Source organism: Roseivirga spongicola, assembly GCF_001592965.1.
GTDB classification, from domain to species: domain Bacteria; phylum Bacteroidota; class Bacteroidia; order Cytophagales; family Cyclobacteriaceae; genus Roseivirga; species Roseivirga spongicola.
In genome coordinates this window covers 287,321-310,264 of record NZ_LRPC01000028.1, presented here as the reverse complement: position 1 = coordinate 310,264, position 22,944 = coordinate 287,321, and the positions used below count along the sequence as shown (strand labels likewise).

Sequence of the window (22,944 nt, the reverse complement as noted above, 5' to 3'; positions counted from 1 at the left end):
TTGCTTATGCATGACTTTGATAATTATCTGTTTCTAATGATGGTCAGGAAGCCTTTAATGGTTCTGGCTGGGCTTGTAGATTGCTCGTTTTCAAAGATGAGTATCTCGTAATAGTAGGTACCATCTGGCACCGGATTGTCCTTGAACGTCCCTGCCCAATCGTTGGAGTAGTTCACTTTGCTGTAGATGAGTTTTCCACCTTGAGCAAAAATTTTCACCTGGTTGAACGGGTTGTCCAGCAAGTCTTCAATCACCCAGGTTTCGTTGATTCCATCACCGTTTGGCGAGAATACGTTCTTCACATCGGCTCCTGGCTGGTTTTGGGTGTACTCCCTCACTGGTTCGGCCACCACATCTTCAATAGTTATGCTGAAGGTTTGCTCGAAAGTAAGCCCGCCTGCATCGGCTACCTGCACACGGATGCTTCGGCTTGCCCCATCTTCAAAATCTATGGCTCCCGCTGTGCTCAAAGTGTTGCCACTAATGGCAAACTGCGCATTGTCGGCATCGCCATCACCGGCCATCAGGCTATAGGTGAAAGTGTCTCCATTGTCTGGATCGAGCGACATAAGCTGACCTACTTCTTGGGCTTCATCGGCTTCATCGATGGTGGCATTGGTAAGGCTCAGCGTAAATGGTGCTTCATTTACATTACTTACCGTAATTTCAAAGGCCTTGGCAAAAGTTCCGCCTGCTCCATCGTTGGTTTCAATACGAACCGAATAGCTGGCTTTATCCTCAAAGTTGAACGAAGTGTTGTTCGCTTTTAAGGTTGAACCATCCACCGTGAAGCTGGCATTGTCGGTATCTCCTGCACCACTTACTAGTGCATAAGTGTGGGTGTTACCAGCATCGGCATCAGCCGTAGTCAGTGTTCCAATAGCTGCATTCAACGCATTGTTCTCGGCTATTGAAGTGGTACTTATAGCGATGTCGGTTGGAGCGTTGTTGAAGTCATCATTAACGATGGTTACCGTGGCTCCATCACTGATATCAACCCCCAAGGCAGTGCTTAACTTACTCATTGAAACAGTCAGTGTTTCATTGGCCTCAATAACCAGATCGTTGGTTGGAGTTACTGTAAAGGTTTGCGTTTCTCCGGCTGTTCCGGCAAAGGTCAGCGTTTTACCCGCAACGGCTGTGTAGTCGCTATCGGCTAGCGTTGCTGTTCCATCTGCTGTATTTACTTCTACCGTGAACCCGCCCTGAACGGCATTGTCTAGGGTAGCCGTAACTGTAATGGCTCCGTCTCCTTCATTTCCGCTGGCATCGGCAAGGGTTACTGCCGCTGCATCATCGTTCTTGATCGTCAATACGGCCTGGTCTGTGATTACTACATTGGCTGTGGTTCCGGACAGGTTGCTCAAGGAAACAGTAAAGGTCTCATCGGCTTCGAGTTTGCTATCAACACCCGGAGCTATATCCAGCTTTTGAACTTCACCATCGGTTCCGATGAAGGTTAATGTAGTTCCACTAACCGCGGTGTAGTCTCCATCGACCACCGTAGCTGTGCCATCGGCAGTCGATAGATCAACGGTAAATCCGCCTTCTATAGTCCCTTCAAGTGTAGCGGTAACTAAGAAAGACTCTCCATCTTCAAACTGGCTCACATCTTCAATGGTCACCTGTGCATCGTTGTTCACAATAGTATAAGTGTACACTGTATTGGTACCCAAGCTGGCACCAGAGGCATTGGATAGGGTTATCACTACCGTCTCATTTTCCTCAATAAGCGCATCGTCAACAATTGTCAGGTCTATCCTTTTGCTAAGCTCTCCTGCTGCAAAACTGAGTGTACCATTGGCAAGAGTGTAATCAACTCCTCCTGTAGCTGTACCCGATACAGTATAGTCAACTGTTGACGCGACCAAACCAGCTTGACTTAGCATTACTTCTATGCTGGCGGTAGATACTGATTCTGCGTTACTCTCGGCCGTTGTGTTGAATGAAACTACTGGCACATCATCGTTTAGGATGGTTATTGTCGCCTCATCCGTAATGGTTACTGTGTTCGAAGCATCTGTCACCAAGTTGCTCATGCTAACCGTCAGTGTCTCATCACTCTCTACACTCGAATCGGCCGTTGGGGTGATCGTAAAGCTTTGGGTCTCTCCTACTGTTCCGGCAAAAGTGATGGTCTCGGAAGTCACAGCGGTGTAATCCATACCTGCTTCGGCAGTTCCATTGCTTGTACTTATATCTACCGTGAAGCCACCAACTACAAAAGCATCGGAAGTTAGGGTAACTGTAATAGCTCCATCATCTTCATTGGCCGACACATCGGCAATGGTCACCGTTGCTGAACAAGCCTGCGAATCGTTCTCGATTGTCCAGTTGAAGTTGTCAATCAATGATTGTCTGGCGGCTGCACCTGCGCAGTATTGGAGGCCTTCGACATCAAATTGAACATCGGTTATTAGTTCTTGCTCAGAGATCGAAATCAAGAATGCGTCATAGTTTTCAACTGAAAGCCCAGAGTTCTTGAGCATCGAACCAAAACTGGTTACACTCGTCAACTGCCAGCTACTGATGTCTTGATCGAAGCTGGACGCGCTCTCGAACATATAAGCGACATCGGTTGCCTTACTCATATCCCAATTGCTGAGGTCTTGATTGAAGTTAGGTGAGTCTTCGAACATTCTGCCGAAGTCCTTAGCATTACTCACATTCCATCCACTGATATCTTGATTGAAAGGAGTTTCATTCATGAACTCGTCAAAGTCTTCCACCTTGCTTACATCCCAATTAGAAATATTGCCATTGAAAGACTCTGCCTCCTCAAAGGTGCTGGCCATGTTGGTAATATTGGAGACATCCCAGTCGTTCAGGTCCTGGTTGAATACCAGTGCTCCCCAGAACATCTGCTCTAAACTCTCGAGGTTAGGGAAACGCCAGTTGTTGATTGGCTGATTAAATACCTCAGCATCTCTGAACATTCTTCTTACTCGTGTGGCACTAGCCAGGTTCCAATTACCAATAGGCTGATTGAAAGCTTCCGTTTCTTGGAACATTTCTTCAAAATCCTGTCCGCTGGATACATCCCAGCCTGTTATATCACCATTGAACAGAGCCGTCTGCTTGAACATTTCGTCAAACTTCTCCACTTTGCTCACGTCCCATGAATTCAAATCTTGGTTGAAGGCATCGGCATTTCTGAACATGATTTCCATAGTCACCACGCTGCTCACATCCCAAGCATCTATTGGTTGATTAAAGGCCTTCGTACCAGAGAACATGGCCGCCATATCCACTACATTCGAAACATCCCATGAAGAAATATCCTGATTAAATAGATCTGCTTCGGAGAACATACCAGTCATATCAGTTACACTGCTTACATCCCATGAAGAAATGTCTCCGTTAAAGGAATCTGCATTGTTAAACACGGACTCCATATTGGTTACGCTGGATACATCCCAGTTTGACAGGTCACCATTGAAATCCGTAGCCTGAATAAACATGCTCCTCATGGTAGTGACGTTCCCTACATTCCAGGTGCTGATGTCACCATTAAAAGGTGTGCTGCCAAAGGCACCACTCATATCTGTGACATTACTCACATTCCAGTTACTGACATTACCATTAAAGTCAGAGCCATTGAATATATCAGACATGTTGGTAATCAATGAAACATCCCAAGCTGTTAAATCAGGAGAACCAATACGGGTAGAGCGGAACATACCAGCCATAGATGGCCCTTGTGATAGGTCTGGAGCATCGGTTGCATTAATTGTCAACTCTCTATTTTGAAGGGCATTTTCAAGACTCTCCCATTCTTGGCTTCCCCACTGCTCAATAGACTTTATGTTGAAGTATTTCAATTGAAGCCCTGGGTAGTTACCTGTCACTTTAACAGTAAATGGCCCCGCAGAAGTATAAGTATGCTTAGCTGCTTCTGTCAAGTTGGTATCTATATTTCCATCTCCCCAGTCTACAGTATAATCATACATTAGCCCTTCAATAACACCAAACACCTCAATCTCTCTACTTATAGAATATTGAGCATCAAGCGTTATTATAAATGGTCTCTGTTCTACAGTCAGTTGACCATTAACTAAGTTGATGTTATAGTTAGCTGCGGCACCACCAGAAAGCGTGATATCATAAGTTCCAACTGGGCTCGACTCGGTTGCCGTGGTGGCTATGGTCGGTTCTGTGATATCTGCCTTGGTATCTCCGTTCTCAAAACCTGAATAGCTAATAGTAAGCTCAGGATTAGCCTCTCCCAAGAATTTGGTTTGATCGTCTGCCGTGGCAGTCAAATCTGTCTTTTCAATGATCAGGTCGGCACTCTCAAAACTTATGTCGTAGTTAGGGTTGAACAGGCTACTCTGCAAGGCATAAGTACCTACATCTTCGCCTGCAACCCTGGTAACTGCACCACTCAGTTCGTCACCAGCATTCAGTGAACCACTGGTGATTGAGTAAGCAAAGTCAGGGTCATTATCTCCATAGGTTTTGGTTGCGGCCTGGGCTGTTATGGTCAGGCTTCTTTGTGAAATAGTGAATACTCCCGGAACAACCGTTATTTCATAGTTGGCCGCACTGTTACCGTCAGTCAGGTTTATGGCATAGATACCTGGTGCTTCACCAGCATCTCTGCCTACGGTTACTACTTCATCTTCTCCTACTATGGAACCGCTTGTTACGGTAAATTCTAAGGTCGGATCGGTATCATCAACCAACTTACCCGCATCGGTTGCTTTCAATGCTATGGCCTTTTTAGCTACCGTAATCGTGCCTTGCACCTGACGAGATGTATACTCGGCATCTTCGGCCAAACTTACATTTACTAAAATCTCACCTGCATTGCCCAAGGTTACAGTAGAACCATTGATAGCCGCTCCAGTTTGGTCATTATCGAAAGTGTAAGTAACGGCTCCTGAAGAATTCGTAATTGCAGCTAAGTTGAAGTCGGCATCGCCATAAGTTTTGGATATATCACTTAGTGAAAGGCTTGGTATTTTCTTGGCAATAGAACCTACCGCTGTACTTTCAATATCGGTACCACTAATCTTACCATCATTCGGTGTTACCTCAAAGCTGATGTATTTACCGGCATCGGCAGCCGTTAACACATAAGTAGTGGTAGTGGCTCCTGCTATTTCTGTTTTGCCGGTTCCTGAATTATCCTCAGATCGGTACCATTTGAATGATGAATTATCTGCATCCAATTCGGCATCTATAAAGTTATAGGTGGCAGTCAAAACTTCATCGATGGTGGTTGTGCCCGAGACCTCCACTCCATTAACTGATGGTGCTGTATTGCTCTGAAGAACGTTTACAGTGAACTCTTGGGTCTTTGTACCACCATTACCATCATCTAAGGTCAAGACAATACTATGGTTACCAATGTTGGCTGAAGTTGGGTTTCCTGAGAGCACCAAACCATTCACTGTCAACCAATCTGGCCCTGTTGTTTTAGTAAGTGTTGGTACATCATTGTTCAGGTCTTCGTAGGTGACTGTATAGCTATAGGCTTCATCATCGGAGATGGATGTCAATGCATCTGAAGTAAAGGCTGGTGGAATATTAGTGATACCATCATTAATTAACACCGGTCCAAAGAATGTGCTTTCTTCTACCGTTCCGGTCAATACACCATCGCTAGGCCTTACTTCAAAGCTTACAAACTTGCCATTGTCGTCATTTACAACCGTGTAGCTTTTGGTGGTTTCTCCGACAATAGCTACTCTGTTAGCACCTGCAGAATTATCGGCTCGGTACCATTGGAAGGTCGTACGCGATTCAGGGTCGTCATTCGCATCTGAATATGCGTACGAACCTTCCAGTACCCCATCAACAACCAAAGATTTTTTAATACTTACCCCCTGAGCTACAGGAGCTACATTAGCTTCCTTTACCGTAAAGTTCCAGGCAGTTTGGCTGGTTAGCCCAGCAGAGTTGTTGCCATCGGCATCAACAAAGGCTGAGGCATCGAAAGTGACCGTATAGAATTGCCCTTCTAGTAAATCACTGTCTGGGTTAATAGTTACCTCTGCTCCTGAAATAGCCACCTCATTAGAAGTTACATCAATGACAGTTGCAATTCCTGTTATAGGTGTCAGGGTGATATTCCCTGTTCCTTTGGTCACCGTTTCCCTCATGGTGAAACTCAGGTTGGCATCTTTGGCCACATCTACCGAGCCATCAGTTGGTATAGTACTGATTACCGTAGGCACCACAGCAGCCACTACCGGCCCTGTATAGGTGGCGAATGTTTGTGTTCCTGCATCCGTTCCATCGTTTGGTGATACCGCAAATGTGATGTATTTGCCTACTTCAGAAGAAGTGAGGGTATATGTGCCTGAGGTTGCTCCACTTATTGCAGTTCTATTGGCCCCGCTCGCATCATCGGCTACATACCATTGAAGAGTTGAACCCGATTCTGCATCGCTATCTGCATCGCTATAGTTATAAGAACCTGTAAGCTCCAGATTGGCTTCTAAGCTACCAGCAATGCTTACACTACTAGCTACCGGTGCCGTGTTAGGCTGGCTTGTCGTGGTAAAGCTAATCACCGTAGGATCGGTAATAGCTGCAGTTTTCACTTCATTATTGCTAATGAAGGCTTCGTTCTCTATCAGAAGGTAGTAAGCCGTATTGTACGCTAAATCGCTAGACGGATTGATGGTTACTTTAGAACCACTGTAGGTCAAGGTGTTGGCAGGGAAAGTTTCAACCACATTATCATTGACATCGTATAGTACCACATTGTTGGCTGTGGTTCCTCCTTCTCCGTATACATAAGCCTGAATATTTTCGCTATAGGTCAGTGTTATGTTGGCCAAAATGGCCACATCTGTGGCATCGTCTGTCGGACTTGTGGCAGTGAGCATTGGGGTGCTTGGCAAGGCCAAAGTGCTGAATCGCCAAACGGTTGGGTCGGAGATGGTATATGAGGTTCCGTTATCAGCACCATTAATATGATTTTCTGTAATGAGAATGTAGTACTCTTGCCCAGCCTCAAGCTCTACAGATCCATTGCCTGCAACATTGATAAAACTAAAATTGAGGGTTCTATCATTATTTGAAAGATTGGCAAAGTAAGTTCCGGTTCTTGGAATAGTGTTCGATCCAAGCAATTGATCATTGGAAGCATCGTAAATTTGAATAAGTCCAGATTGAGCGGAAGTCTGTAATGAAATAGGTTCCTCGAAATTGATCTGAAAATTATTACCTCCTGCGTTAAAATCTGATTCTACTGTAGTTGCATCTAAAGCTGGAACCGTGCTTATCAACTTGGGTTGATTTGAGCTGGAGCCAATAGTAATAAATACCTGATCGGAAGTTTCAGAACAATTACCTAAGGTTACCAGTACCTGAAAACGATCTCTATCGTCAGTATTATCAAGGTTGAGAACAGTTAACCTGTTCGTTGTTGTACCCTCATATTTACCAGTTTGCTCTGGTAAATTCTGTCTAATTCCAAATGGATAATAAGTCCACTGATAAGTTGCCCCGTCTATTTCAGGAAGCTCAAAAGTCACACTTTTTCCGATGCTTCCAACTTGATCTTGCGGCTGATTAGTAATTAAATCATCACATTCAGTAATAAATGACCATGAGGTCTTGTCTGTAACGCCAACAAACTCTTTACCTGATGCTGTAAAACCAGTTTTAGGAATTAAAACGTAATATTCTGTTCCATAATCTAAGGCGGCATCTCCTAAAGAGATTGTTGCTACTGCACCATCGATAGACACTAAACTACCATTAGCTTCAATCTGCGTAATTAATTGATCATCTACGGACCTTTTTAACTCAATATTGCCAGTACCCTTTGTTACCTCGCTATCTAAAGTAATCACAAGCTGGGTATTTCGGCTCACTTTCTGTCTTCCATTATTTGGATTCAAGGAAGTAATGGTGATAGGAATCGGGGCATCAGAAAGTGTGAGTGTAATAAGTTCTGAAGTCTCCTCACAAATACCTTTAGTTACAACAACGAAGTATTTTGTTTGGTCGAAGTCTTCAGTAAGGTTGGAGATGGTGAGCTCTCTTGTATTGGCTCCAGAGATGTAGTTATCTACTGTGGCGTCTGAACCAGAAACCAAAGGACTGGTACTAGAATGGCTAAGCAATGTACTGGCCACTCCGCCAGCATATACCTTATTATTAAGCACTGAAATTGCCACTGACCTGTAACCAGCAAAACCTTCTTCAAAAACAGTATTGAGTGTTTGACCTCCATCATTGGTTGAGTATATACCCGCTCCACCACTTGTACTCCGCACTGCTATATAGACTAAGTCATTATCTATCTCTAAGTCACGGACAATAGAACTAGCAAGTTCGCTATTCGTTGGCATGTCAGTGAAAGTGGCTCCTCCATCGGTAGATATGCTCATGCCACTAGAGGTGCCAGCATAGATTGTTCCATTCGCTGACACTACCACATTTCTAACATTGTTATTTTTTAAACCGTTGGCAGAGGTTTTGTTTTCAAAACTATTGCCACCATTTGTAGAAATGCTCAACCCTGACTTGGTGGCCACATAAATATTATCTCCTGCTGCAAAGACATCATATACTTCATTGCTGCCTAGGCCATCGCTAGATGTTTTTCTAACAAAACTCTCTCCGTTATTGGTAGAAACTATTACTCCTCCGTTGATAGAAGCATCACTTATAGAAAGGAAAAGGGTATTGTCAAAAACCGAGATGTTGGCAATGTCATTGCTAGGTAAATCACTATTGGTTGTTGTTTTGATTGAAAAGGTTTCACCATTGTCTGTAGAGATACCCAAACCAGATTCATACCCAACATATAGAATTCCATTCTTTTCTAATACAACATTAATATTTGTAGAATCATTGAGTTGGGCAAAGCTTTCTCCGTCATTAGTAGACCTATATAATCCAGTAGCAGCACCTACAAATATTCCTGAAGAGGTGGCCGAAACTGAAGCTATTGAACCAATGTTACTCAACAATTCATCTGTTCTGTCATTTTCGTTAAACCACTGGTAACTAGCACCCGCTACTTCGGGAACCGAGAAAGTGACACTTTGACCGATGACTCCTGTTTGATCTTCAGGCTCAGTCAAGACTAAAGGCTCACAAACCGTATGGAAAGTCCATGTGTCTTTATTGGTCATGGCCAGGTTTCCGGCATCGCTTTCATCCTTTACCAGATCGGCACTTAAAGTAATGTAGTATTGGGTGGCATATTCGAGAGATACTCCTGATGTAACGGTAGCTGTACTACCTTCAATAGTCAAATCATTTGCCGTAAGTATTTGTATAAGGGCATCGGTACCATAATCATAGATTTTGAGTTCACCTGTTCCTTTGGAAACAGTCTTGCTAAACTCGATGCTCAGTTCGGTATCTATAGCTACATCGGTACTTTCATTGGCCGGGGTAATGGATGTAACTCCTGGCACATCCAGAACCGTTAATAAAAGATCATCCGATTGCTGCTTGCAACCATCTTTTGTAACCTCCACGAAATATATATTTCCACTCTGCTCTAATGTTACGTTGCTGATAGTCAACTGGTGGGTTGTCGCTCCCTCAATAAGGTTGTTTGATCCGCTATTTTGATCTTCAAGCTCAAGATTACTATTGTAGATCGATAGACCTACTAATGTACCCACCTCCAAGTGTCCATTATATTTATTAAGGGACTTTACGGTTTTCGTAAATGGGTCTGAAGTAGGGAATTGACTAAATGAATCTCCTTGATCAGAGGATACAAACAGCCCTCTACTTGTACCTACAAAGAGTTGTCCAGCGAATTCGTAGATAGCATTCACTAGATTCCCGTTAAACCCATTGGCTTCAGTGACGGTTTTAGTGAAAGACTCACCTGCATTTGTAGAGATAGAAATAGCTCCATCTTTAAAATCCGCTGTTTGTGTACTTACATAAAGCTTATTTCCAGATTTATAAACATCTCGAATACTATTGAAGGCAAGACCATCTGTAATAGTCTTCTGAACAAAATTAGCTCCATTATCATTTGAAATAAATAGTCCTTCACGGCTTCCTACGTAAAGAGTTCCTTCCACCTCATAGAGTACTTCAACCATTCCTGTAACATCCGAATGTTTACTGAAATTTGCCCCTCCGTCAGTAGAAACATGTAACCCATTTAGAGCTCCAATGTAAATAGTCCCATCTTCCGCTTTCATTACAGTCTGAGGTAGATTAGCGCTGGCATTTGGGGTGACTTGAAAAAGTGTTTGGAAACTGTTTCCTCCATCTTTTGAAATACTAACAGCTTTATTTATCTGCACCGCATAGATATTATCATCAAAGATCTTTATCTCTTTAATATCATCTATAAGCAATCCATGAGCCGTGTTCCTGATAACCCAAGTATTTCCCTCATCAGTTGTATAATAAATACCTGCGGTTGAAGTAGCGTTGTAGATGGTACCATCGGGTGCCCGATATACGTCCCGGTTTAAAAGTCCTCCTGTTATGTTTATTTCATCAAACCCTTCTTCTCTTCTATACCATTGGTAAGACGCACCCGGTATTTCTTCTACTTCAAAGGTTACATTGGTAGATGAGGCTATTGTCTTACCTGTTGGCTGGGTAGGAATCAAATTAGTATAACTCAAGCTAAAGTCATCTAATTTTTGGAATAGCGGAGTACCATAGGTTACGGAGTATTGCAAGGTTCCTTCTTCTACCGCAATGTTTCCTGTGGCATCGGTATCAAATTCAGCACCACCCTTTTTCCAAGAGAATGAATAATTGGCAGAGGCATCATAATCAGTGATTTCAGCTTCATGACTTGTTACAAATATGGAGCTGTGAGAGGCCAAGCCATTGTTACCGTTATCGGTAAGGTCGCGCAATAGATTGTCGGCAATATTTTTATGAGTACCATAAGCTGCTACCAGATTAGTGGCATCATGTGCCGAGGCAGCGCCCATTAGGCTGGTTACTTCTTCCTGAGTTAAAACCTTATCCCAGATGGTGATTTCGGCCATTTTGCCATCCAGGTAATCTTCTAGGCCGTTGTCATTATATTTTGCCCCTAGCGTTGCAATCCAGCCATCGCCAAGTGGCATATTCAGCGTTCCGCTGTCTTCCACATTACCATTCAGGTAGAGTTTTGTCTCACCAGTTGCATTGTCATAAGTGTACCCAACAAAATACCATGTATCATTAGACAGTACAGAAGAATTTAGGCGATCATTAGTACCATCCCATAAGGCTAAACGCTCTGTATCTCTGATGTAAAAACGACTCAGGTTGTCTACATCTGAATCTTGAAAGACCAAGACCTCGTTAAAGTCACCACTACCAATATTGCTCTCTTTATTCAGCCACATAAATACCGAGTAGCTTTTACCAGCTATATCATCGGTAAGTGCATTGAGTTGAACTGAATTATCTTCTGTTTCTTCAAAATCGAGGTAGTTGACGGCACTGGTACTTACTGTTCTGGTAATAGGATCATCAGCACAGAGTGTTTCATCAGCAATTAGATCTGCCGTAGTTGCATTGCTGTTCAAAGTCATGGTCCAGCTATCGGTGCTTTGAACAAAGTTTCTGGTGGCTATCAACTCGTAACTTCCGGCAGCTACATCGAAAGTATATGTAGGATCGGTTGAAACTTCTGCACCATCCTTTTTCCAGCTAATATGTTCGTACCAGTCAATGGCATTGAAGCACGGAATAGACTGCACATTTTGAAAATCAACCGTGAAGTCATTGACCATTAGCCCATCATTGCCTTTGCCAGAATGGTCTTTTAAAACATCATTAGTATCGTTACAATCTCCGAAAACAGAGTAATACCCAACTAAGTTGTTATACTTAGGGTGGCCGCTATTGATCTTCGCCATCATGGCTTGCCTAATATCAGCTCCTGTCAGCACCTCATCCCATACAGAGATTTCTGCCATGTCGCCATTATAGAGGTCACTAATACTATTGCCATCAAACTCCTGACCCAATGAATATTGTGCAGATGCATTTGGAACGGAGGTTCCAGTAGTAAACCGGTCATTTTCTATACCATCTACGTAAGTTATCGTTTGACCCGTGGAATGATCGTAGGTCCAGCCCACATAGTGCCAGGTGTTGTCGCCCATGTTGTAAGATGCCGACTCGTTGGTAGAACCTCCCCTATTTACTTCCAGATTGTCTGAACTAGGATCAATCCAAAGGAAAGACAGGTTATCTCCATTTGCCGCATTCACGGCAAAGAGTGCCTGATTGGTAGTAGTATTGTTTTCAGCCTTGACCCACATAAAGACAGAGCGGCTTTTTCCATCCAGATCATCTTGTAATGCATTTAAGTTTACCCAGAAATCCTGTGTCTTATCGAAAGAAAGTACTCCTGTGGCGTTGGTGTTGGCCTGATAGGTTACTGTGCCCGATTCGGCAATGGTGGCGTTTTGGAAAACATCTACACCTTGTTCGGTACTTTGAAAAGTAACTATGTAGCTGACTCTTTCAATTGGGGTTTCAAAAATATCATATCTACCATCAGTAGTAGCACTTGTGCCATTCGAGAAATCATAAGAATCTCCGCAAACCGCCACTTCCTGTGTGGTGCAGGTGACCCCGGCTGGGCAATCTGCCAGAACCCTAACCAATCCTACCCTATCCATGCCGTTGGCATCAACACCCGGAGCCCCGATGGCCAGTATCAGCCCATCATTTGATGCAGATACGGCATGCCCCAGAATGTCTCCATCCATTTGACCAGTGATCTGCAAGTCTTGCATTACCCACTCGCCTCCTAAAAAATTGTAGACCTTTACGGCCCCTACTTTGTCAGTGGTCTGATTTTGGTATCTCGGTGCTCCAACAAACAAAGTATACCCTGCAGGGGTAAGGTCTATACTGTTTCCAAAACCTTCTCCACTGGCTCCTTCGAGTCTACTTCCCATCGCTGTCCATTCCGGATTTCCCAGAGCATCAGCTCTAAGTTTATATACATCGACTGCACCAGTTGAAGACGAAGAGTAACTTGCGATGGCCAGTATTTCGCCATTGAATGATGTGGCGATGTCAAATCCATGAAGCCCCCCCTGGCCATCTAATGATCCAGTTCCTGACCAGTTATCATTTTCATTTTTATAAGTGAATACTGTATTACCATCCCCAGTTGTATTCACCCAATTGGAAACGAATAATCGGGAAGCATCCTCTGAAAGCTTTACCGTCATGCCATAAGTATCTACATCCAGACCACTCAAGAGTTGACTTCCTACTTGACTCCACCCCGAATTACCCTTTTTATAGGTCTCTACATAACCAGCCCGCGCACGGATATTGTCAGGGTCGTCAGTTTCTTCTTTTGGCCTATGAGCACCGACCACCAGATAGGTGGCATCTGCAGAAAAGTCAATGCTTATTCCAAAATGATCATAGATGTTATTTCCTTTTAAGGTATTTCCTTGTTGAACCCAGTCTCCACCCGTAAAAGCATACACCTTTACCGTACCTTCTCTTTCCTGATCTGTAGAATCATGGGCATTGCCAATAGCTATGGTCTGACCATCATCAGATATAGCCAAAGTCACAATTTCACCATCCACATCTTCAGTGTTAATGGCCGAACCCATCAAAACCCAAGCGCCACTCTGCTGTTGATAAACACTGACAACCCCCACATCGTTGTTATCATCTTCAATGTATTCGACCGTAATATAGGCAGTGCCATCTCCTGAGAATTTTACAACATCTCCCAGCTCCCCTCTTTCGCCTATCCCTATTACATCCTGACCTATTTGCTCAGTAAACTGTGCAGTTGCTGTAATAGGAAGAATGGATAAGCTTAAGAATAACAGAAGTCCAAAAAGAGAATAGGTGACTCCATTATTCTTTGAACTATTTGAAGAGGTCTTAGTTGAGTGTCTCATAAAGTTGATGTTTTGGTATTCAATAGTTAGCAGCGAAGAAACCAATGGTTTTTCGCGCATGAAAAATTATGTTCTGAACTATGGCTGTTTTGTTCTGAAAGTGTGTTTGACCCCTCTGTCCTAAAGGACATCTCCCGTTGGCAAGGGAGAAATAGCCCATTTTGTACTTTGGGCACTTTCCCTTAGCAAGGAGAAGAGACTTCCTGAGACAGCTTTTCTAAGCTTTAAGCTTCTGAGAGAATCTATTTGCGGCAAGTCGCCTTTCAGTCCATATAGGAATTGATAAGGCTAGATGTGTCGAGGTGTCCCGAAAGGGATATTCGAGTATAAAGCGAATAGAAACAGAAAACCTGAAATTGTTCTGAATGGGTGTTTTTTTGTTCCGAACCCAAAGGCCCGTTCATTGAGAAGAGCAAAAGCGGTTAAAAAAGCTTTTGAGATATAGTTATCACCAGAAGTTAGGAATTGGTCATTGGTCAATTGTCATTGGGTGATGGAAGTAAGAATTTTAGGCACTTAAATTTATACTACTGCCATTTCGGACCATCTTTGAGAGGCGCAAAATTAACAAGGTGGAATTTTGTAACGAAGCAATCTGACTATCGTCATGTGGGTCTAACTAAAAGTTAAGATTGCTTCGTTTTTATTCCTCGCTTTCGTAGGAATTGTTCCTCCTTTCCAAGGGTAACTGGGGAATTGGTGGATTAGTTAGTGGTCATTAGTCTTGGGTATTGGGAGTGAGAATCTTGGGCACTTAAATTTATACTACTACTACCATTTCAGACCGTCTTTGCGAGACACAAAATGAACAAAGTGGAGTTTTGCAACGAAGCAATCTTCTTATACTTTCCCATCCTTAAATCTTGGAGATTGCTTCGTCACAACCTTCTGCTGCGCGAAGCTTGTTTCTCGCAATGACGGATACAGTGAGGTTGTTAGCTCTGTAAGATACTGCTCTTAAAAGGCGGATTGCCACGTCCCAAGTTTGACTCAGGTCAAAACATTTCCTCGCAATGACGGTAAAGGGAATTACTCTACACGTATCTTCTTCAAGAGGTCATCACGATAGTTTTTACCAATAGGAATTTGCTCGTTGTTCATCAGCACATAGGCCGAATTAATGGCTTCCAGATGATCTACATTGATGGTGAAACTGCGGTGGGTTCGATAGAAGTTTTTTGGCAGTCTTTCAGAAAGATCGGTTAAGCTACCGCGGATCAGGTGTTTTTGATTCTTAACTGTGTGCACTTCTACATATACATGATCGCTTTTGAGGAAGCGTATATCATCTAGTTTGATCTTATGAAATAGGTTTTTCTCCTTAATGAATATGGCATCCTTAATCAGCAGTTCTTCATCCACCTTTCCTTCACTTTTCTGCTCGGCATACTTATGAAGGGCTAACTCAATGGAAGTGTAGAGGTCGTCTTTCTTGAAAGGCTTAACCAGATATGCCGGGGGAGCCACTTTCTTTACCCGTTCAATAGTACCTGCATCGGCATTAGAGGTGAGGAAAATGAAAGGGAAATCGTATTGTTCTTTAATGGTCCATGCCAGATCAACACCGTCACGCCTCCCTCCTAGTTGAATATCCAGAATGGCGATGTCGGGCTTTTCAGCCTCTATGGTCTCAATGGCTTCCTCGTAGTTGATGGCTGGTTCTAAAACTTCATAACCAAGGTCTTCAAGTATTAGACAAATGTTGTCTGCAATGACAATTTCGTCTTCAACAACTAAGATTTTAACCTGACTCATTAAACCGCTTTTCTCTCTAATGTATCTGTGAAAGTAATGATAAATTTACTGCCTTGCTCGTAATAATATTCAGCCGAACCATAAAGCTGTTTGGATAGTCTCCTAACCAATCTTAGGCCCAAACTCTTAGCTTTAGTGAGATCGAAATCTTGCGGAAGACCTACGCCAGAGTCACTAACTGTCAACTGATGTTTTCCATTGCCCAAATCTTCAATCGAAATACTTAACACTCCTTCTCCTTCTTGGAAGGCATATTTGTAGGCGTTTGAAATCAATTCATTCAAGATAAGTCCTAATGGTATGGCTGTATCGATGTCGAAATTAGCTTTCTGAGTGGAGTTAACTGATGCTTTAACATTTACAGAGCCAGCGTAGATAGATGCTAGTTCAGCCATTAATTGCTCGGCATATTCAGCAAAATCGATAGTAGCCAAATCCTCGTTTTGATATAGCTTTTGATGTATAAGCGCCATGGCCTTAACTCTATTCTGGCCTTCCATAAAAGTAGACAGCGCCTTTTCATCTTCAATTCCCCTCGACTGTAAATCGAGCAAACTGGAAACTACTTGCAAGTTGTTTTTTACCCTATGGTGAATCTCCTTTAATAATAGTTCTTTTTGCTCCAACGACTTCTCTACTTGAGCATTTGCCTTCTTAAGCTTTAGCCTATTGCGTTGAATAATAAGCATAATAGCAACTATCAAAAGCAATACTACCAGAGCACCTGCAATGAGATATCGCTGTTGCTTTAACTGAGCTGTTTGTCGTTTTTGGGTTTCCTGAAGTAAATTGTTTTGCGCTTCAATGCGCTCTGTTTCAAACTCAGCAGACATACGCGCTATGGCATCTGTTTTGGCCTGATCGTTAATATCTTGGGATATCTCTAAGGCCAGTTTACCAAACTCAAAGGCTTTTTTGTAATCCTTCAACTTAGCATAAAGGTTTGCTTGCCCCAAGGCCAACCGATATCGTACATTACCTGCTTCTGACTGTTTGGCCAATTCCCATCCTTCTATGGCATAAGGCAAAGCCTCATTCCATAGTTGCCTTTGCTTGGCTGGATTATCGACAAAAACAGAATCAGCCAAAACCAGCTTTTTCTCCACCAGACTGCCATAAACATCGCCTTTGGACTGAGGGGCTGTTCCTTCGGGCACATTGGCCACAGATTTCTCTATGTAATCATGCGACTTTTGGTAGTTACCACGATAAAACTCAATCGTAGACACATTTTTATAGTAATCTGCAGTTGGCCAACCAGAAGTGTTAATTTCTTTTGAAATCTCCCACCCTTTTGTGAGCGATTCAAAGGCTCTATCAAGACTATCTTGTTTAATCAATAACTGACCAATATTGGTATAGGCCAATGCTACTTGTCCTCTAATACCAATTGCCTCATTGATCAATAGAGCATTTTTCATATACTGCTTTGCCAATTCGTATCTGTTTTGCTCCTTCAGTACCAAACCGTAATTCATGTAAAAAGCTCTTAGGTTAACAGTATCAGGTGTTGTTTTTACATATCTAATTCCGTCCAATAAAATTCCAGAAGCTTTTTCCAGCTCTCTTAAATAGTAATACACTAAACCAGCATTATTATAAGCAGCTGCCATCTTAAACTCTGTACCGTCTTTTTTATTTCTATTTATTACTGCTTCATAATGCTCAATAGCATTATGAAATTGTGATGCCCTATCATAAGCTTTTGCCAGTTCATACTGTGTCAGTGTCAGTTCTTCATTCCATACCAGAGACTCAAAAACGGCCATTGCTTCTAGGTAGAACTCAAAACATTCTTTGCTTCCATTAGCTAAATAGGCTGCTGCTTTTGCCCTTAATACAAAGCCTTTGAATTGCGGAAACTCGCTAGAAAACCTTTCCGAAATCTGCAGTGCTTCATCCAAATAACTTAAACTTGAGTCTAAATCATTTCTTTCAAAGGCCTTACCTAATTCTAAATAGGTTTGAATTTTCAAAGTATCATGAACATCGGAATCAAGGATAGCTTTAAGCGAGTCTACCTCTTGTGAGAATAAAAAATGAGGTAGAAGAGTTAGCAACAATAGGAAGGGCTTAAAAATCACCTTCGGGGTAACGTGCATGCTTTAGTAGTATGGTTGAATCAATCTTTGAATTTACATTTCATTTATTAAAAATCTACAGCTATTAAATTGGGCTAGAACAAAAAAGAGCAACTTTTTCAAGTCGCCCTTTTTAAATGTGATTATCAATAGTTTTAGTTATCTCTCTTCTTGATAACAATGTAGTCTACAGATTTCTCTTTAACTAGATTGTTGAATGCAGGAAGATCATTATTCATGATGGTTCTAAGCTTAGCCAATTCAGCATCAATTTGCTCTGTTAGTTCAACTCTAACATCTTCAGACTGCTTAGTAGGTCTCCACTCCCCGCTTCCAGCTACACCTAACAATGCGGCTAGTTTGTTATTCAAGCGAATTGGGAAGTTCAACGGATCTTGACCCGACTCATTCTTGGTTTGGTAAAGTGCTTCTTCTACCTCAGTCATTTTAGCCATTAGCTCTTTACCCTCTTCTACAACATCTTTGTACTGCTCTTTACCCTTGATTTTAGCCATTAAGTCATTCATTTGCTTTCTTGCCTCGCGAATATCTTTAATAGCTCTGTGCATCTCGGTTACTTTAGCTGTTACAGTTGTTAAGAAATCGAATTGTGCTTTAATGTCCGCATCGGTAGAACCGTAACGAGGATCCTTAATCAGGTTGAAGGTAGTTTCTTGAACTTCATCTCCTACCTTAAGTCTGGCAGTATACTCACCAGTTGGGTACATTGGACCAGGACCTCTAACAGAAGCAGCCCACATAATTAAACCTTCGAAACCTTCTGGACCTTCAGACCTCATATCCCAGTTGAAAGAATTCAAACCAGCTTTCAGGTCGCGTTGAGGGAACGTTTTGATAGAGTTTCCTTCTGAATCTAGAATCTCGATAGAAACTTTCTCATCTGCCGGAGGAGCTTCCTTCATATTGAAGTAAATTACTGGTCCTGCTGGAGCATTCGTACCATATCTAAGGCTAAGGTCATTACCTCCGCCACCACCGAAACGTCTGAAGCTACTGCCTGAGCCCATCAATCTATAAGCATCCATTGGCTTAAATAAATGCACAGATTTGTTCGCTACTTCATCAGACAATTGGTGAAGCAATGTAAGGTCGTCTAGCATCCAGAAAGACCTACCTTGAGTTGCCGCAATAAGGTTATTGTCCTTAATGGTCAAATCTGTGATTGGCACTACAGGAAGATTCATTTGGAATGGCTTCCAAGAAGCGCCATCATCGAAAGAAACGAACATTCCTCTTTCAGTTCCAGCATAAAGCAAGCCTTCTCTTTCCGGATCTGCTCTTACTACTCTAGTGAAATATGTATCTGGAATACCAGTAGTTATCTTAGTCCAAGTTTTACCATAATCTTTGGTTTTGTATAAGTAAGGCTCATAATCTCCTAATTTATACTGCGTACCAGCTATGTAAGCACCACCTTTAACAAATGGATCTGCCTCAATAGAGTTAATCATCAAGTACTTAGGCATGTCTGGAGAAGTTACGTTTGTCCAGTTTTTACCACCATCTCTAGTTACGTGAATCAAACCGTCATCTGAACCAGCCCAAATTAAGCCTTCTTCATAAGGAGACTCAGTAGCAGCGAAAACAGTAGCATAGTATTCAACTGAAGTATCATCATACGTAATCGGACCACCCGACTTACCGAGTTTATCTGGCTCAGCTCTTGTTAAGTCTGGGCTAATGATCTCCCATGACTGACCACCATTTGTAGTTACATGAACATGGTTAGATGTAGTGTAAAGTTTGTCTGGGTTATGCGGAGAGAAGAAAATAGGGAAATTCCACTGGAATCTATACTTGTAATCTTCTGCACCATGTCCCATTGGGTTATCTGGCCAAGCGTTAACATTTCTGCTAATTCCTTTTTGATGATCTCTCATTACTAATAAACCACCGTAGCTACCACCGTAAACTACTTCTGGATTATCTGGCTTAGGTGCTAAGTGAGCACTCTCTCCACCAGCAGTGCCTTCCCAGTCGTTTTCAGTAATGGCAAAACCACTGGTTCTGTGAGCAATTCTTACTGTTGAGTTATCTTGCTGTGCACCATAAATTCTATATGGGAATGCATTATCTGTAGTTACTCTGTAGAACTGAGCAGTTGGCTGGTTCATCATGGTAGACCAGTTATCTCCACCATCGTAAGAAACCTGAGCTCCACCATCATCGGCAATTACCATTCTCATGTTATCCTCAGGTGCAATCCATAAATCGTGATGGTCACCATGAGGCGCACCATTTGCTCTGAATGTTCTACCACCATCAGTTGATACATGATAAGCCACGTTCATTACAAATACCTTATCTACATCTTTAGTATCGGCATATATTCTAGAGTAATACCAAGCTCTTTGTCTCAGTGCTCTAGAAGAGTTAGTGTTTCTCCAAGTTTCACCACCATCGGTAGACTTGTAAACACCTCCTTTATTTGCTTCTATAATTGAGTAAATTACATCTGGGTTTACAGGAGAAATAGCAACACCACTAATGCCTATAGGACCAGCTGGCATTCCTTGTTTGTCCATTAAGTTCTCCCAGGTTTCTCCACCATCTTTAGATCTCCAAATTCCAGAACCTTCACCACCAGAAGTAAGGCTGTAAGGAGTTCTCCTTACTTTCCATGTACTGGCCATTACAAAATTAGGATTGCTCGGGTCTATAGAAACATCTACTGCACCTGCATCTTCATTGGCAAAAAGTGTTTTCTTCCAAGTTTTACCGCCATCGGTAGTTTTATAAATACCACGTGTGGCGGAAGATTTAAACAAGTCGCCCATAACCGCAGCCCATACTACGTCAGGATTGGTTGGGTGTACCACAATTCTACCCACATGCATGGCATCTTGTAAACCAATATTAGTCCAAGACTCACCACCATCGGTAGACTTCCAAAAACCTTCGAAACCAGAAGAAACGTTACCTCTAACGGTTTGCTCTCCTTGTCCTACATAAACTACATCTGGGTTAGATGGGCTCACAGCTACGGCTCCAATTGAACCACCGAAATAACCATCGGAAACGTTCTTCCATGTTTGTCCACCGTTGTCAGTTTTCCATACACCGCCACCAGTTGCACCCATATAAAATACTTGAGGGTTGCCAGGCACACCTGACACAGTAGAGGCTCTTCCTCCCCTATAAGGGCCTATAGATCGCCATTCAATTGTGTTGTAAACTTCCGCTTTCGGGTCTGGAGCTGGTTCTGCATTACGCCTATTTCTTCGTTGTGCATTAGCATCGTTGAAAGACATTAGCAAAACTGCGAAGACCATCACCAATAACTTGGTTTGAGAATTTCTAGTCATCTTCATAGTTAAGTTAATAGTTAGATTATGATGAATACTCGTTGAGTAAATCGTTAAAAGTTATGAAGACGAGCAGATATAAAGAAAAGCACTCATCAATTTTACACCAACGGACATAAAAAAAACCACCCTTTTCAGAGTGGTTTTAACTACCAACTAAACTTAACTTTAAACTATTCTTCGATTTTATAGATAGATGTTCCGGCAAAACTTGACAGATAATCTGCTCTGTTCAATAGGATTTGCGCTTTTTCATCTTCAATAGCACCGTCAATTTCTTTTACTATAGAAAGAATAAGTCTGTCATTTTTATCGAAGATTTTGATAGTCTCAATATTAGACTCCACTACTTCAAACTCGTACTTATCTTCTATTACTTCTTCATAAGCTCTTTCTAAAGAACCTTTAATGTCATACACTATTAGTTCTTCTGCATTAGTGGTTCCAAAAGACTTAATAGCTGCCATAAATGTGACTACTACTGCTAAGGTCAGGGCAACTATTGCCGACCATTTTCTCTGTGTTGTAAATTGCTTCTTCATGACCAAATGTTGTTTCGAATTTTTCTTTTTTGTTTAGGCGATGTTACCTCAGTGTTACCAAATATAATTTGCTTATCCCTACCATATTAGACGGCAAAGTTCTGAAAAAGTTTAATTCTGATAGAGAAAAAAAGAGAATATTTTTCTCGATTGGTCGAAATTGAAGATAAGCAGTATAAAATTGGGGATGAAATGTTGCGCACTAAAAACCCCGGAACTTCCGGGGTCAAAATGAGCAATTTTATTTGGCATTATTTTCTACCCAATAGCCTGTTCTAGGTCCGCTATAAGGTCTTCAGCATCTTCTATCCCTACACTTAAACGGATAAGTGAGTCTAACAAGCCTATTTCCATTCTATCTTTTCTCGGAACAGCACCATGAGTCATAGTTGCCGGATGATTGGCCAGAGACTCCACTCCTCCTAAAGACTCAGCAACAGCAAAGACTTTAAGTCTTTCGAGTACCTTGAAAGACTGCTGCATATCATCCTCATTAAAAGTGAAAGAAATCATTCCTCCAAAGCCTTTCATCTGAGCTTTTGCAATCGAATGGTTGGGATGAGACTCAAAGCCTGGCCAATATACTTTATCTACCTTGGGGTGATTAGAAAGATATCTAGCTACTTTTTCGCCATTCTCGCAATGCCTTTGCATTCGTAAGTGGAGAGTCTTAATTCCCCTCAACACCAAGAAGCAATCTTGAGGACCAGCCACGGCTCCACATGAGTTCTGGATAAAGGCCAATCGCTTATATAGTGGTTCGTCATTCATGGCCAGTGCCCCCATTACAACATCAGAATGTCCTCCTAAGTATTTAGTCACTGAATGCATTACAATATCTGCTCCTAAATCTATTGGGTTTTGCAGAGCAGGCGAGGCAAAAGTGTTGTCTACTGCTAAAATCAGCTTGTGCTTTTTGGTAATGGTAGCGGCTTTTCTAACATCAACAATATTCATCATTGGGTTAGTTGGGGTCTCTAACCAAACCAACCGTGTATTATCATTTATGTAGTTCTCGATGTTGGACACATTGCCCATTCCCACGAAGTGAAACTTTATTCCAAAGTTCTCAAACACCTGAGTAAAGATTCTATACGTTCCACCATACAGATCATTAGAGGTAATAACCTCATCTCCAGGCTTAAGCAGCTTCAAAACTGCATCTATCGCAGCAAGACCTGAACCAAAAACCAAACCATGTGCCGCATTTTCTAAAGCCGCAATACTGTTTTGTAGGGCAAACTTTGTTGGGTTCTGAACTCTTCCATATTCATAGCCTTTATTATTACCTGGCGACTGCTGAACATAGGTAGATGTTTGAAAAATTGGAGTCATGATGGCCCCTGTAGAAGGGTCTGGGTCTACTCCTGCATGCACCGCTTTGGTATCGAATTTCATAAGG

At 42.2% G+C, this 22,944-nt stretch carries 6 protein-coding genes; all 6 read right to left on the bottom strand.

Annotated features, from left to right (window positions below):
• Positions 1–23: 23 nt before the first annotated feature.
• The 6 genes from AWW68_RS13255 to AWW68_RS13230 all read right to left on the bottom strand — a co-directional run bounded on the left by AWW68_RS13255 (position 24) and on the right by AWW68_RS13230 (position 22,940).
• Positions 24–13,898: a BspA family leucine-rich repeat surface protein gene (locus AWW68_RS13255; RefSeq protein WP_068221815.1), complete on the bottom strand. Its 13,875-nt coding sequence runs from the start codon at positions 13,896–13,898 to the stop codon at positions 24–26.
• Positions 13,899–14,867: 969 nt separating this feature from the next.
• Positions 14,868–15,593: a LytR/AlgR family response regulator transcription factor gene (locus AWW68_RS13250; protein WP_068221813.1), complete on the bottom strand. Its 726-nt coding sequence runs from the start codon at positions 15,591–15,593 to the stop codon at positions 14,868–14,870.
• Entirely contained in the window at positions 15,593–17,695 is a 2,103-nt protein-coding gene (locus AWW68_RS13245) for a sensor histidine kinase (RefSeq protein WP_068221812.1), read from the bottom strand. The genes AWW68_RS13250 and AWW68_RS13245 overlap by 1 nt, the downstream gene beginning before the upstream one ends.
• 134 nt (positions 17,696–17,829) lie before the next feature.
• Positions 17,830–21,000 carry a VPS10 domain-containing protein gene (locus AWW68_RS13240; RefSeq protein WP_068224122.1) on the bottom strand — a complete coding sequence of 1,057 codons (3,171 nt, stop codon included), beginning with the start codon at positions 20,998–21,000 and terminating at the stop codon, positions 17,830–17,832.
• A 173-nt stretch (positions 21,001–21,173) separates the two neighbouring features.
• Complete coding sequence (locus AWW68_RS13235; protein ID WP_068221810.1) at positions 21,174–21,542, bottom strand: hypothetical protein; 369 nt, start codon at positions 21,540–21,542, stop codon at positions 21,174–21,176.
• Positions 21,543–21,800: 258 nt separating this feature from the next.
• A complete protein-coding gene (locus AWW68_RS13230) occupies positions 21,801–22,940 on the bottom strand; it encodes a trans-sulfuration enzyme family protein (protein ID WP_068221808.1) in 1,140 nt (379 codons plus the stop codon).
• Positions 22,941–22,944 lie beyond the last annotated feature (4 nt).

Excerpts from the sequence above, each read along its gene's own strand:
- AWW68_RS13255 (WP_068221815.1), bottom strand. The coding sequence starts at position 13,898 with ATGCGCGAAAAACCATTGGTTTCTTCGCTGCTAACTATTGAATACCAA.
- AWW68_RS13250 (WP_068221813.1), bottom strand. The coding sequence starts at position 15,593 with ATGAGTCAGGTTAAAATCTTAGTTGTTGAAGACGAAATTGTCATTGCA.
- AWW68_RS13245 (WP_068221812.1), bottom strand. The coding sequence starts at position 17,695 with ATGCACGTTACCCCGAAGGTGATTTTTAAGCCCTTCCTATTGTTGCTA.
- AWW68_RS13240 (WP_068224122.1), bottom strand. The coding sequence starts at position 21,000 with ATGACTAGAAATTCTCAAACCAAGTTATTGGTGATGGTCTTCGCAGTT.
- AWW68_RS13235 (WP_068221810.1), bottom strand. The coding sequence starts at position 21,542 with ATGAAGAAGCAATTTACAACACAGAGAAAATGGTCGGCAATAGTTGCC.
- AWW68_RS13230 (WP_068221808.1), bottom strand. The coding sequence starts at position 22,940 with ATGAAATTCGATACCAAAGCGGTGCATGCAGGAGTAGACCCAGACCCT.